This is a genomic window from Franzmannia qiaohouensis, from assembly GCF_031451695.1.
GTDB classification, from domain to species: Bacteria; Pseudomonadota; Gammaproteobacteria; order Pseudomonadales; family Halomonadaceae; genus Franzmannia; species Franzmannia qiaohouensis.
Genome location: NZ_JARWAM010000009.1, coordinates 228,482 through 241,828, shown reverse-complemented (window position 1 = coordinate 241,828; position 13,347 = coordinate 228,482). Strand labels below are relative to the sequence as shown.

Genomic DNA, 13,347 nt, shown 5'->3' with positions numbered 1-13,347 from the left:
TCTGTCTTCAGCAGTGAGGTGGCGATAGCAATGAGTCATGGCAATACCATACCGAATGGGTCAGGTGTTGCACTTGGTCATTGAGACCGCCCCCCCTTTCACTCCCACTCAATCGTCGCAGGCGGATTGCTGCTGACGTCGTAGGTCACGCGGGAGACGCCGCTGATCTCGTTGATGATGCGGTTGGAGACGGTCTCCAGCAGCTCATACGGCAGGTGCGCCCAGCGTGCGGTCATGAAGTCGATGGTTTCCACGGCGCGCAGGGCGATGACCCATTCGTAGCGGCGGCCGTCGCTGACCACGCCGAGAATGCGCACGCCCAGGCCCGGCCCCTCTGGGTGGGTGGCGGTTAGCGCCTGGCTTCACGATCCGTCGGTGGTTACTCACCAGGCGCGAGATCACGTCACTGCATTGCACCGTCTCGCTTGTTACTTCACGTCTTTGACGCAGTATTCACCCACTGGGCGAGGAACCCTGCGATCTGTTCTTCGATGCGGCTCTCGACAGTGCGCAGCCGCAGGATGGGAAGCCCACATTTTGCCAGGATGCTGTTCTTCAAGGCATCTCGTGCCGCCTGCTCAGGCCTATCATGAGAGCCACCATCGACTTCGATCACCCCAAGCGGTGTTTTGCCCACCTTGAAATACAGCACGAAATCGCAACTGGCGCGGTTGCGCATGAACTCCAGTTCTCGCTCCGTCAAGGCAGGATTGGTCGGTGAGGCGACCTGATTCAAGCGGACCTGGGTGTGGCACATCAGTGCCCAGCACGACGGGTCGGACATAGCCTCCCGCAACAGTTGCGCCACAATCTGCTCGGATTTGAAGCGCGAGTCTTCGGGCCGCAGCCTGGCGTTGAGCCGCGCCAGGGATTGATCGTATTCCTTGTACAACAGGTCGAAGGCAGACACTACGGGTGCGCGCACGACCTGCTCATCCTGCGCGTAATACTCGACGTAGCGCATCAATGCCGCGATATGACCGTTGTTTGCGAGGAATACCTCGTCGCCCGTCACCAGGGTGAAGCGGTTCTTGGCCCGCGACACCGCCACATTGACCATGCGCGGATCATCGACGAAAGCCAGCCGCTTGCGTTCCTGGTTGAAGCGCTTCTTATCCAGCACAGTGGAGAAGATGATCTCGTCGCATTCCCGCCCTTGGAATTTGTGCACGGTATCCTTGACGAAATCCTCTGGCAGGTATGTGCCAGAGAGGCTGACCTGGGCCCGGAAAGGGGCAATGAAGCCGCGGCCATCGCCGTCCACGCCAATGGGCTCGCCCTCATCGTCTAGTACCTTGAGCAAGGAGTCCAGTTCCCTGAGGTTGGTGTTCTTCCGGGCGTGGTTGCCCTTTGCGGTCACCATCAGGCGCAGGGGCGCTTCGCTCTTGTCCGCCGTCATCGGCACCAGCGCGTTGTCGTAGAACTGCTGATTGCAGAACTTGATGATCCTGGGATGACAGCGGTAATGCTCTTTCAATAGCGTCCTGGGCAGCGTCTCCTTGAACACGCCGATACACGAATCGAGCAGGCTGTATCGCTCGCAGTCATAGGCGTTGGCGGGCGCCTGCAGGCCCAGCGCCACGGGAATATGCGCCAACTGGCGGCTGTCGCCGACAACGACCAGGTTCTTCGCACAGCCCAGTGCCAGGATGCCCGGCACGATGTCTTGCTGCGAGGCCTCGTCGATGATCACGTAATCTAGAATCGCCCCCGGCGCGATCGAATTGACGATGGAATGCGTGCTGCTGCCCAGGATCGGGAAGCGCTGCACGAAGGCATCGAACTGCTTCCGGTATGTATCGGCATCGAAGGAGTCCGATGCCCGTTCCTTACTCTGCAGGCTCTGCTTCAGGTAGCGCATCGACGCCACTTGCAACTCATCCAGCAAGGCCATGAAATTCCCGAGCTCCAGCGACTCGCGACATGCCTGCAGCTCGGCTTCTTTGTCCCGAAGGGCCTTGTCGTAATAGTGCAACTGCAAGGCATGGAAGACGGACAGCCGCGCATCGCCCTGGGCGAAAGGTCGAGCGCGGAAAATTCTGAAGTTGAACAGCAATTCGACCCGGTCCTTGAGCCGGATGCGCTGCTCGCCAAGATGGGCCAGGTAGGCCATCAGGTCCGCTGTCTTGCGTGGGGACAGTCCGTACTTTTCCAGCGAGACGGCAGTCTGAATACCATTCTCTTCCTGCCACTGCTGAAGATAGCGACGTTCGACGGTTAACTCGTCGATGTCGGCCTGCAGTTGCGCCGCCCGGTTGTGGTCGTGCAGGTGCTGCTTCAAGCGGGCCAGCAGGGCTTGGATCTCCTCCAGGGGCGGCGCGGGCTCGGTCTCGCTCGATGGCCACGGCGGCAGGTCGGCGAAGAAGTCCTTGCGATTGTGCTGGTTGCCAAGTTTGGCGACTAGATGGCCCAAGCCACATTTTTCCAGCTTCTCGTAGACGTTTTCGACAGCCGAGTTGTTGTTGGACAGCACCGCCACCGTCTGCCTGCGTAACAGGATATTGACGAGGATGTTCAGGATGGTCTGGGTCTTGCCAGTCCCCGGTGGGCCCTCAATCACGCTGATCTGCGCACTGAAGGCCTGCTCGACCGCCGCGAGCTGACTTACGTTGACGCCGAAGGGAAAGATCAGGCCGGCGCCGGGCGCTTGCGTTCCATTTCGCCCCGTGCAATAGGCATGCAAGGCGGTGTCGGCACTAGCAGGCAGCTTGTCCAGTTGGCGCATGACATTGGCGGCTATCTCATAGTCATTTTTCGACTTCGCGCGATCCCGCCGGGCATTAGCCACGGTGGTGAAATAGCGAAAGACCGGAGCCTTCCTCAACGCCGTCGGCGCAACGAACTCGATGCCGTCCAACTTGTGTACGTAGGGCTGTTCTGAGCCTGGATAAAGCACGACGGCATACCGCTCGCCGTATATCGTCGCCTTGGCGATAGGCTTGACGACCGTGCTGTTGGGCTTGGTCAGCAACATCTCGCCCAGTTCGCGGGTAGGGGAAATGCTGCAGTCGCTAAGCGCGTGTATGGCCTTTTCTTTTTTTAAGTAGGTGCACCTAAGTTGCAGGCCTTTGTTCTTATTGCTCCAGATCGACCAGTTGGTGATCTCTGCGGTCTTGTCCTCGCCACCCACATGAATCGAAACCATATGCCCCTTACCTGCGCGCGAACGACATTCGAATTCTCCCTCAAGCCGAACATCGAGTACTATTATTTTTCAATAAAAGATCATATTGCCATCATTACCTCATGGACAACATACTGCTGCGTACAGGTCGTTGCTAACAGCGGCCTTGTGGATGGAGCCTGGAACCCCGTAACTTATTGTTATTAAAATAATTTTCCTCAGCTTTGTCGGTGACTATCGATAGTCCCAGAAAGATGCATTTTCACTCCCACTCGACCGTCACTGGCGGCAGGTGTGCCCACCTTGCGGTCATGAAGTCGATGGTTTCCACGGCGCGCAAGGCGGTGACCCATTCTTAGCGCCGGCCGTCGCCGACGAACTTCAGCGATGGGAACACCGCTTAGCTAGTGTGGAATCTAGTTCCTTCGCTTTCATCTTGTCGGACCTGTCTTGCAGCAGATAGTGTTCGTACTAAAGACTACCCACCTTGCGACTGCTACATCCCCGGATCCGGTGCTGCTTGATCAGAAGCGGTACTGTCCGGTGCGGAACGATCCTGACCTTGCCAAAGGTGCGGTGGCACAGGCATACGATAGTGGCGGCAGGCCGCTAGCAGGATAGGGGGCAGGCCAATTCGCACAGCACTCACTCGCTCATGCAGCGGATGCTCCTTCATTACGCGATTTAGTAGACTAAAAACGGCCTCTAGCGAGTCATCGAGTGGCAGGCCTGGTACCGAAAAGCCGTGATCTCGATCACCATCCCAGAAAACTTCATCTGTTCGTCCGTCAGGAACCCAGATTTGGTGAGTCATGTTCGGAGCGTGCTCTAATAACATGCTACGCAAGCGCTCTGCGCGCTCCTGATCTCCGATCATCGCAAGCCAAGCGAGTACGAAGGTGTAAAGAATCCCCGCGCGTGTATGCTCTTCGAAGTATGCATCGCTGCGGTCTCTGGGGTGGGCGAGGACGTCTCGATAATCTGTCGCCGGCGTCGGATAGTGCTGCCGAGCTCTCAGTCCGTTGCACAGGTGATCGGACATGCCACGGATGTAATCGGCGACATTGGAAAGACGGCCACGAACGCCTGCAAGACGCATAAACAGAGCCAGTTCGATCGCGAAATCGTCGCGAACGGGCGCGGCAAGCGCCGGGTTCGCGTTCAGCATCCCGATCGCTATATTAAGCACCTTATCCGCTCCTTCACTCATTGCCTGCGCAAACGCCTCGTCCTGCGTGACACTAATGGCATCCAACCATAGCCCGTGTAGAGACAACCTCCCCAGCGTCTCGAACAGCGCCATGTTGATGTCGACCGCGTTGCGTGAATTGACGGCCATTGAAAGCGCGTAGCGCTTATCGGCGAATGACCCAATTTTCTCGACGAGAAGAAGGTTGGCGATGATGATGTGTAGTTGCAAGACCTGATCGAAATGAGCCAACCGCTCCTGCTGCGTCGAGCCCTTGCGCAGACGGGTATTATCGCAGTGCGGCCAGCTGCGTAGCAGCACCAGCTCAGATGCTAGATACGCTGCCTCAAGGTTATCGGCGTCGCGAGCCCATACAAAGAGTATCCAAAGGCACAGGTAGGCCTTGCGTAGCTGGCGTGTCCGCTCTGTCTGGTTCTTCGGCTCAGTGAAGATGATATCGAGCAAGTGGCGGAAATGCCGATAAGCGACGTCGGGCTGGTCAAGCATCGCTAGCGCCTTCAGAAACACTCCTCGGTTCTCGCTCTCAATTAACTCTGCACGTAACATGCCGCTGAGGATCAGATCCGCGAGACGATCTCCGTTCCACTCGGCGAAGTGAACGCTGGCTTTTCCGTTCGTCCGGCAAAAGCCGCTCCACTGAGCGCGAACATCCTCGCGCATCTCGCCACCCATGCAGATACAAATGACGATGGGCATATCCGCTAAATGCGGCGGGATACGGTTAGGGATATAATCATCCAGAATCTCGTTGAGCGAGGGACGCACGGCCTGCTGACCTGTGTCCCAATGCTCCCGTGTCAAATCTCCAGACTTGATCGTGAACAGGAACAGGCTTCGAGCACCATCGCGATCTGGATTGGGGCCGACTGCAGCGACGTCGACACCAGCTTGCCGCGTGCCACGACGGGGACGGGTTAGAACTTCGAACCCACTCTCGGCCAGAAGATCGGGCAAAATAGCGTCGAGTTCGCCGCGTTCGCGTAGCGAGCGCAGATAGTGTGTCACGACAAGTTTCATCGTTGTTCTCGCGGCTCAAGCTTGAAGTGGACCAGCATGTGGTCGAGGCCGACCGGGTCAACAATATTGAGGAGAGGCAACTCGGACGAGATCGAGAATGATTTCATCTCGATCTCGGTTAGATGCGTGGCACCCTCACCGGTATGAATCGGAGTCAGCGACGAGCGGCCATACAGGATGTATTGTTTGGTGAAGATATCCTCAAATATAGATTTTCGCCTCCCCTGCTCCATGCCCCGTTCCATCTTCTCGTTCCACTGAACACGCTCTGCCTCGCGCTGCATTTCGCTGGGGTGCAATTCAACCAAACGCTCAATACCCTCCATCGCGTCCTTAAATGCAGCCTTTCGTGCGAGCAGTTCAGTAATACCAGAGCCGTTCGCTCCGCCGCCTCCAACGTAGCGCTCAAGGTAGTCCTTCAGCTTGCCCCCATAGCTCAGGAGCAAGGGGTCGTAGATCAGACTGAGGACATCACTAGCGATATCCGGAGATCCATCGCGAAGTACCGCTAATGGTATGACAACCGCGGCCAGCGGATCGATAAAGAACCATCCGACAGCCTTGCGACAGAGGAAAAGCTGATCCGATGGCTCCGTTGGCAGGGACGACGCGGGGATTGAGAACGGTGGGTCATCGCTCCCAACACTGCACACTTCGTTCGCCACGCATTTACGAGTGTATACATCCCCATTGAGCAGCCAGTACACAACCGCACTACCAAGCACGTCTGCGCCTGCCTGCTTGAGGGCATGGTACGTACTCTGGAACGCGTCCAGCGTAATCCGCCCCTGTGAACGATCGAATAACTCACTAAGCAGGTAAACCACTTTTTCAACACGCTCGGCGCCTACGAGTTGATAAGTGGTATGGTCGATATGCGAAATTGTGACGATATTGTCTGGATCAACATCTGCCACGGCATCAAGACACAGATCTATAGCACTCTCTGAGAGGCCCTCCCGGTGAAGCCACAGAAGATCCGCAGCCAAGTGAATCGCAGTGGGACTCCTCGTCTGAAGGATCCGTGCGAGTTGTTCGTCGAAACTGGCTGGTGCGTATACTTTCCGTTTTGCAGCAGCGCGGTAACCCGCTTCGACGGACCGCAGGGCAATATCCCCATCGTCACTGGACGCGCCTTGGAGCAGTGTGTCGAGTACCTCACCGTAGCGTTCACCCAACTCCATGGCACCCAAAGCCGAGGTGGCTGCAAGCTTCGCCTCCCGCTCGTGATCTTGCGCGAATATCAGGCCTACCTCGGCATCAGCATTCATTCTGAGAACAGTGAATAGTTGACGTAGAGCGAGGCTATCGCCGGCACGTACAGCTTCGTAGACCTTGAAAGGCCGAGTAGGGTCCTTCTTCGTCCATTCCCCAAAAGCAGTATTCAGGGCGCCAGAATCTAGATCGTTGCCGCCTGTATCCAGCAGGCGCGTGATGAAGGCAAGAAGGACCTCCTGATCTAAATTCAGAAGAGGTATCAGATCGCATAGAACATGCTGGAAGAGGAAGAAGCGCCGTCCCTCCAACTCTGCCAGAGCATCTTCGGCATAGTGGTCAATCGGTGGCGCATCGGTATCGTTTAATATGGTCGCGAGCGTCTCGATCAACACAGAATGGTCATCGTCCAGACGCCGACACTCCAGATCCGCAACAGTACGAACCAAGCCCTGTGTGCGGAGCTGCGTAGCCAATTCCGTCTCGTCTACTGGTGTCCCATCAGATGCCATTGGTCTACCCATTGGACCCTTTGCTCCCCAAAGAGCCTATTAGATTCTCAAAACAGATGAAATGGATGAACGTGGCCTCAGTCTATTTCGCACTCATGGTGTTATGTAAGAGCCTCCCCCACTCACTCGTTGCGAGGTCTTTATGCTCAACATCGTAGGTCAAGCGTAATACACCGCAAATCTCGTTGATGATGCGGTTGGGACGCTCTCCACGGCACGTAAGGCGATTACCCACTTGTAGTAGCGGCAAACACTGCCCACCCCTACTCAGCCGCATCCCATCCTTCCGTATCACTTTGCCGTTGCTCCACATCATCCTCATCAGCATCGCTTTTCCCCTCGGCCGGATCACGCCGGTGTAGTTTGGGCGGGGGCGCTACCCAAGCCCTGAGCCGCTGCCCAACCTGCTGGTAAAAATGCGGCACTGCCTTTTCCAGTTCTTCGATGAAAATCTTGTTGCCGGCGAAGCGATGGCCAAGGTCGGCCATATAGAAGACCTCGAAGGCACTCGGAACGACCGTGGTCGCTGGTGAATCCAGTGCAGCGGCGTCTTCAAGTACTTGGGCTAAGGTGGCTTGCGTCTCCTCGGCGCGGCCTGGACGGACAGCCTTGATGTACATGCTGTCGACCTCTGCCTTGGTAAGCTGCCGGGCTAGCCAGTTGACGCGGGCAGTACTGCGCTTCTTGTCCTGGGGTGCCACCACACGCATGGAACAAACGATGGTGCGCTTGGTGAGATCGGCAGTAACTTCCAAGTCGGCAGCAGCATCCGGCACTTCCAGACAACAACTCAATACCTTGTCCTTAGCCAGAGCTTCGCAGTCGTCCTTGAGGCGCTTTACCGGATCGGTGCGGTGAGCGCGGGCCAGCTTTAGCTTGACGGGCCGCCCCAGCTTGCGGCTCATTACCAGGCATAGGTCGCGCTGCTCCTGATGCCAGCTGGAGACGGTGTTCTCCACTTCCTCGGTATTCTTGCCCAGTATGGCGCCACTCTTGACCTTGCCCACCACCTCCTTCCACTCCCGGTTCATGCTATCGAAACGGGAGATGCCACTGGATTCATGGCCGAGGTAGCGAAGCACCTCCTCCAGCATAAAGCGCTGGTCAGGCGAAGTGATCTCGCCAGACTCCAGCAGCAGCGTCGCCTGAGTCACCGCGTACATCCAGGACCAGTGATAGAGCTCGACGCCCTTGAGCATCGACTTTGGCACCTTCACCGGGTGATGTGAGGGTATCGCGACGAACTGGTTGGTGATGGTAATGACCGCGTCTACCTTGTGTTTCTTGGCCTGCTGAAGATATTGCCTGAGCTGTTCCTCGCCGATGTCGGCATTGCCGATCTTTGCTTCTACTAGAGCACTCCACGTCTTACGCCCGGTTTGCAGCACAATCAGTCCATCTGGCCGGTCACTCTTGGCCGCACCGGGATCGGCTTCCAGCACGATCTCCGTCCAGGCACCCAAAACCGCCCGGCTACCCACACGCACCCCAAGTGACAGAAGCATCTGCTGCCGGAACTCATGGACGCCTCGCAGCGCGGCGAGCAGTACCGAGGCCGCACGTTGTTCACGATTGGTATCGGCAACTACGGGAATCAATCTGGCCTCTTCGCCACGTTTGACGAAATCGGGACGCTCCATGGTCACTCTCCCTGCGTATTGTCTTTATTTTTGAAAGGGATCGCTGAACGCAGCGGTCAGGATCCGGGGGGCATGGTCTGATGGCTCTGCATGCCACTTCCCTTCTACAGTCCCTGGTTACTACCACTGTTATCGGCAGCTATCTCAGCGACCTTAGCCCAGTACACAAGACCAGGTAACAGATTGCAAAGAAAAAGGGCCTACCCTTTGGTAGACCCTTGATCTCGGTCAGCTTAGCCGCGTCTGGCGTTCTGCCTAGGCGTACCTCACTCCCACTCGATCGTCGCGGGCGGCTTGCTGCTGACGTCGTAGGTCACCCGCGATACGCCGCTGATCTCATTGATGATGCGGTTGGAGACGGTCTCCAGAAGCTCATACGGCAGGTGCGCCCAGCGTGCGGTCATGAAGTCGATGGTTTCCACGGCGCGCAGGGCGATGACCCATTCGTAGCGGCGGCCGTCGCCGACCACACCCACGGATTTCACCGGCAGGAACACGGCGAAGGCCTGGCTGGTCTTGTGGTACCAGTCGGCGTTGTGCAGCTCCTCGATGAAGATGGCGTCGGCTTCACGCAGGATATCGGCGTACTCCTTCTTCACTTCGCCGAGGATGCGCACGCCGAGGCCCGGCCCCGGGAAGGGGTGGCGGTAGACCATGTCATACGGCAGGCCGAGCTCGACGCCGAGCTTGCGCACTTCGTCCTTGAACAGCTCGCGCAGCGGTTCGACCAGCTTGAGCTTCATGGTCTCGGGCAGGCCGCCGACGTTGTGGTGCGACTTGATCACGTGGGCCTTGCCGGTCTTGCTGGCGGCGGATTCGATGACGTCGGGGTAGATGGTGCCCTGGGCCAGGAAGTCGACGCCGTCGATCTTGCTGGCCTCTTCATCGAACACCTCGATGAAGGTGTTGCCGATGATCTTGCGCTTGGCCTCGGGGTCGGCCTCGCCCTTGAGCTTGTCGAGGAACAGCGCTTCGGCGTCGACGCGGATCACCTTGACGCCCATGTGCTTGGCGAAGGTCTCCATCACCTGCTGGCCTTCGTTCTTGCGCAGCAGGCCATTGTCGACGAACACGCAGGTCAGCTGGTCGCCGATGGCGCGGTGCAGCAGCGCGGCGACGACCGAGGAGTCGACGCCGCCGGAGAGGCCGAGCAGCACGTGGCGGTCGCCGACCTGGTCGCGCACCCGGGCCACCTGGTCTTCGATGATCTTGGCCGGGGTCCAGAGCTTCTCGGCGCCGCAGATGCCGACCACGAAGTGCTCGAGGATACGCTGGCCCTGCAGGGTGTGGGTCACCTCGGGGTGGAACTGCACGCCGTAGAAGTGCTTCTCGGCCCAGCTCATGGCGGCGATGGGGCAGCTCGGGGTGGAGGCGGTCACGGTGAAGGCGTCCGGCGCACGGGCCACCTTGTCGCCGTGGCTCATCCACACGTCGAGCAGCGCCTTGCCGTCGTGATCCACATGGTCCTTGATGTCGCGGAACATGTCGTCGCTGCTGTCGATGGTGACCTGGGCGTACCCGAATTCATGCTTGTTGGAGCCTTCAACGGCGCCGCCGAGCTGCTCGGCCATGGTCTGCATGCCGTAGCAGATGCCCAGCACCGGCAGGCCCAGCTCGAACACGCACTGCGGCGCGCGGGGCGAGCCTTCGGCCACGGTGGACTCCGGCCCGCCGGAGAGGATGATGCCGTTGGGCTGGTACTCGCGGATCTCCTCCTCGCTGATATCGAAGGCGCGAACCTCGGAGTAGACGCCGATCTCGCGCACGCGGCGGGCGATCAGCTGGGTGTACTGGGAGCCGAAGTCGAGGATCAGGATCTTGTGGGCGTGAATGTCGGTCATCTGGGCGTCTCTTGCTGGCAGCGTAGGCGGCGGGCCGGATACAAAAGGGTGCGGCGGGGTCGTTTGACGCTGCCCCGCCGCTAGTGAGTCCTGCGATGGGCTCAGCTGGCCCGGTAGTTCGGGGCTTCCTTGGTGATCTGCACGTCGTGCACGTGGGATTCGGCGAAGCCGGCCCCGGTGATCTGCACGAACTCGGGCTTGGTGCGCATCTCGAGGATGCTGGTGCAGCCGGTGTAGCCCATCGAGGCGCGCAGGCCGCCCATCAGCTGGTGAACGATGGCGCTCATCATGCCCTTGTAGGGCACGCGGCCTTCGACGCCTTCCGGCACCAGCTTGTCGGCGCCGGCGTCCTTATCCTGGAAGTAGCGGTCGCTGGAGCCCTGGCTCTGGGACATGGCGCCCATCGAGCCCATGCCGCGGTAGGCCTTGTAGGTGCGCCCCTGGTAGAGCTCGACCTCGCCCGGCGCCTCTTCGGTGCCAGCCAGCAGGCCGCCGATCATCACCGTGCTGGCGCCGGCAGCGATGGCCTTGGCCAGGTCGCCGGAGTAGCGGATGCCACCGTCGGCGATCAGCGGGATGTCGTAGGGCTTGAGCGCCTCGGCGACGTTGGAGACCGCAGTGATCTGCGGCACGCCGACGCCGGCCACCACGCGGGTGGTGCAGATCGAGCCCGGGCCGATACCCACCTTGACCCCATCGGCACCGGCTTCGGCCAGCGCCACGGCTGCGCCGGCGGTGGCGATGTTGCCACCGATCACCTGCACGCCGGGGAAGTGCTCCTTGGCCCAGCGCACTCGGTCAATCACGCCCTTGGAGTGGCCGTGGGCGGTGTCGACGACGATCACATCGACCCCGGCCTCGGCCAGCGCGGCGATGCGGTCCGGGGTCTCGGGGCCGGTGCCCACCGCGGCGCCGACCAGCAGGCGGCCGTCGCCGTCTTTGGCGGCGAACGGGTAGGTGCGCGCCTTCTCGATGTCGCGCACGGTGACCAGGCCGTGCAGGTGGAAGTCCTCATCGACGATCAGGATCTTCTCGATGCGGTTCTCCTGCAGCTTGACCTTGATCTCCGACAGCGGCGTGCCCACCGGCACGGTGACCAGCTTGTCGCGCGGGGTCATGATCGCCTCGACGCTGTCGCTGTGGTCGGGCTGGAAGCGCATGTCGCGGCCGGTGACGATGCCCACCAGGGCGTCGCCCTCGACCACCGGGAAGCCGGAGTAGCCGTACTCGTCGGCCATCGCCAGCAGGTCCTGCAGCTTGGCCTTGGGGCCCACGGTAACCGGGTCCTTGACGATCACGCTCTCGTGCTTCTTGACCTTGCGCACCTCGGAGGCCTGGCCGGCGATGGTCATGTTCTTGTGGATGATGCCGATGCCACCTTCCTGGGCCATGGCGATGGCCAGGCGCGCTTCGGTGACGGTATCCATGGCGGACGAGACGAGGGGGATATTGAGTTCGAGGTTGCGGGTCAGGCGGGACTTGAGGCTGACGTCCTTGGGCAGGACCTCAGAGTAGCCGGGAACGAGTAATACGTCATCGAACGTAAGTGCTTCTTGAGCCATACGTAGCATAGCGGCAACACCCATTTTGAGCAGATGGGAAGTGGGGCGAGGAAAAAGTTAATCGCGCATTATAGCGGGTCGGCTCGGGGTGGGGCAATGAAGGTGTCGGCGTGCAGCGTTTTCACTTGCGTGTGTCAAGGCGTGAACTAGAGTAAAGGAGCGTTACCACACCCACTCAAGGACAGGAGTGACGAGATGAACTGGGACCAGGTTGAAGGTCAGTGGAAGGAAGTGAAAGGCAAGGCCCGCAGCAGCTGGGGTGAAATTACCGACGACGAGCTCGATCAGATCGGCGGCAAGAAGGACCAGCTGGTCGGCAAGATACAGAAGAAGTATGGCCTGGAGCGCGAGGAAGCGGAACGCCAGGCCGACGAATGGGCCAAAGGGCTCTAAGTCAACGGCTCCGAGTCAGGGATTCTGACCGAGCTATCGAGATCGCGCGTCGAGAGCCGGTCCATCACTGCAAGGCAAGATCCGAAGTCTAAGGAAAGATCTAAGGAGATTGAACATGCAAAAGCACACACTCACCATCGCAGTCGCAACCATAGCCGCTAGCCTCGCTTTCGGCTCGCAGGCGATGGCTCAGGACGACACCACGGCCGCCCAAGGCCTTTACTCCGCGAATGACATCATCGGCGCCGATGTCTATCACGCCAGCGATCCCGACGAGGAAGTCGGCAGCGTCGAGAACCTGCTGCTGGACGATGAAGGCAGGGTGGCCGCCGTTATCGTCAGCGCCGGCGGTTTCTGGGGCATCGGCGGTGACGACGTGGTGGTAGGCGTCGAGCATTTCACCATGGAAACACACCGTGATGACGGCGCCACCTTCGGCGATGGCAGCGTGTCTCACCGCATCCTGGTCGATGCCAGCGAGGACGAGCTGCAGAACTTCCCCGAATATGAGGAGCAGTGGTTCTCCAGCGAGCGCGACCGTCGCGCTCAGGAGCACGGCGACCGCGAAAGCGTCTGGCAGACCACCGGCACCGGCACAGTGGGCGACGGCGACGGCATGATGGACGAAGACCGCGACCGCAATGGTGATCGTGACCGCGATGACCGTGACCGCGATGACGACGATGCCGAGTACACCGATGAGGATATCGAGGACGATTTTGAATGATCGCCTCGGGTAGCTAGCTACCCCTCTCTTAACGTAAACGCATGACATGGATGGCGCCGGGCCGCTTGGGCTCGGCGCCTTTTCTTGTCGGCTATGCGGCCATGCT

General features: G+C 59.5%; 8 protein-coding genes and 2 pseudogenes. 2 read left to right on the top strand and 8 right to left on the bottom strand.

What is annotated here, in order from left to right; translation table 11 throughout:
• Positions 1-98: 98 nt before the first annotated feature.
• The 8 genes and pseudogenes from QC821_RS14300 to guaB all read right to left on the bottom strand — a co-directional run.
• Positions 99-323: pseudogene (locus QC821_RS14300) on the bottom strand (GMP synthase (glutamine-hydrolyzing)); the annotation flags it as partial.
• A gap of 110 nt (positions 324-433) precedes the next feature.
• Complete coding sequence (locus tag QC821_RS14295) at positions 434-3,145, bottom strand: AAA domain-containing protein (protein WP_309722773.1); 2,712 nt, start codon at positions 3,143-3,145, stop codon at positions 434-436.
• 265 nt (positions 3,146-3,410) lie between these two features.
• Positions 3,411-3,512 (bottom strand): annotated as a pseudogene (locus tag QC821_RS21785) (GMP synthase (glutamine-hydrolyzing)); the annotation flags it as partial.
• Between the two features lie 108 nt (positions 3,513-3,620).
• Entirely contained in the window at positions 3,621-5,351 is a 1,731-nt protein-coding gene (locus tag QC821_RS14290) for a hypothetical protein (protein ID WP_309722770.1), read from the bottom strand.
• On the bottom strand, positions 5,348-6,961 hold the full coding sequence (locus QC821_RS14285) for a hypothetical protein (protein WP_309722767.1): 1,614 nt from the start codon (positions 6,959-6,961) through the stop codon (positions 5,348-5,350). Before QC821_RS14285 ends, QC821_RS14290 begins: the two co-directional genes overlap by 4 nt.
• A 380-nt stretch (positions 6,962-7,341) precedes the next feature.
• On the bottom strand, positions 7,342-8,718 hold the full coding sequence (locus tag QC821_RS14280) for a hypothetical protein (protein ID WP_309722766.1): 1,377 nt from the start codon (positions 8,716-8,718) through the stop codon (positions 7,342-7,344).
• Positions 8,719-8,984: 266 nt separating this feature from the next.
• Entirely contained in the window at positions 8,985-10,559 is a 1,575-nt protein-coding gene (guaA, locus tag QC821_RS14275; protein WP_309722763.1) for a glutamine-hydrolyzing GMP synthase, read from the bottom strand.
• A 101-nt stretch (positions 10,560-10,660) separates the two neighbouring features.
• Positions 10,661-12,130 (bottom strand): IMP dehydrogenase, encoded by a 1,470-nt coding sequence (gene guaB / locus QC821_RS14270; RefSeq protein WP_309722760.1) that lies wholly within the window; start codon positions 12,128-12,130, stop codon positions 10,661-10,663.
• A 186-nt stretch (positions 12,131-12,316) separates the two neighbouring features.
• Here guaB and QC821_RS14265 point away from each other — a divergent pair, with 186 nt between their 5' ends.
• Both QC821_RS14265 and QC821_RS14260 read left to right on the top strand, forming a co-directional pair.
• Positions 12,317-12,514 carry a CsbD family protein gene (locus tag QC821_RS14265; RefSeq protein ID WP_076746398.1) on the top strand — a complete coding sequence of 66 codons (198 nt, stop codon included), beginning with the start codon at positions 12,317-12,319 and terminating at the stop codon, positions 12,512-12,514.
• A 115-nt stretch (positions 12,515-12,629) separates the two neighbouring features.
• The gene (locus QC821_RS14260) at positions 12,630-13,241 is read left to right on the top strand and encodes a PRC-barrel domain-containing protein (protein ID WP_309722755.1); all 612 of its coding nucleotides are present in this window, start codon (positions 12,630-12,632) and stop codon (positions 13,239-13,241) included.
• Positions 13,242-13,347: the final 106 nt, after the last annotated feature.

Excerpts from the sequence above, each read along its gene's own strand:
- QC821_RS14265 (WP_076746398.1), top strand. The coding sequence starts at position 12,317 with ATGAACTGGGACCAGGTTGAAGGTCAGTGGAAGGAAGTGAAAGGCAAG.
- QC821_RS14295 (WP_309722773.1), bottom strand. The coding sequence starts at position 3,145 with ATGGTTTCGATTCATGTGGGTGGCGAGGACAAGACCGCAGAGATCACC.
- QC821_RS14290 (WP_309722770.1), bottom strand. The coding sequence starts at position 5,351 with ATGAAACTTGTCGTGACACACTATCTGCGCTCGCTACGCGAACGCGGC.
- QC821_RS14280 (WP_309722766.1), bottom strand. The coding sequence starts at position 8,718 with ATGGAGCGTCCCGATTTCGTCAAACGTGGCGAAGAGGCCAGATTGATT.
- guaA (WP_309722763.1), bottom strand. The coding sequence starts at position 10,559 with ATGACCGACATTCACGCCCACAAGATCCTGATCCTCGACTTCGGCTCC.
- guaB (WP_309722760.1), bottom strand. The coding sequence starts at position 12,130 with ATGCTACGTATGGCTCAAGAAGCACTTACGTTCGATGACGTATTACTC.
- QC821_RS14260 (WP_309722755.1), top strand. The coding sequence starts at position 12,630 with ATGCAAAAGCACACACTCACCATCGCAGTCGCAACCATAGCCGCTAGC.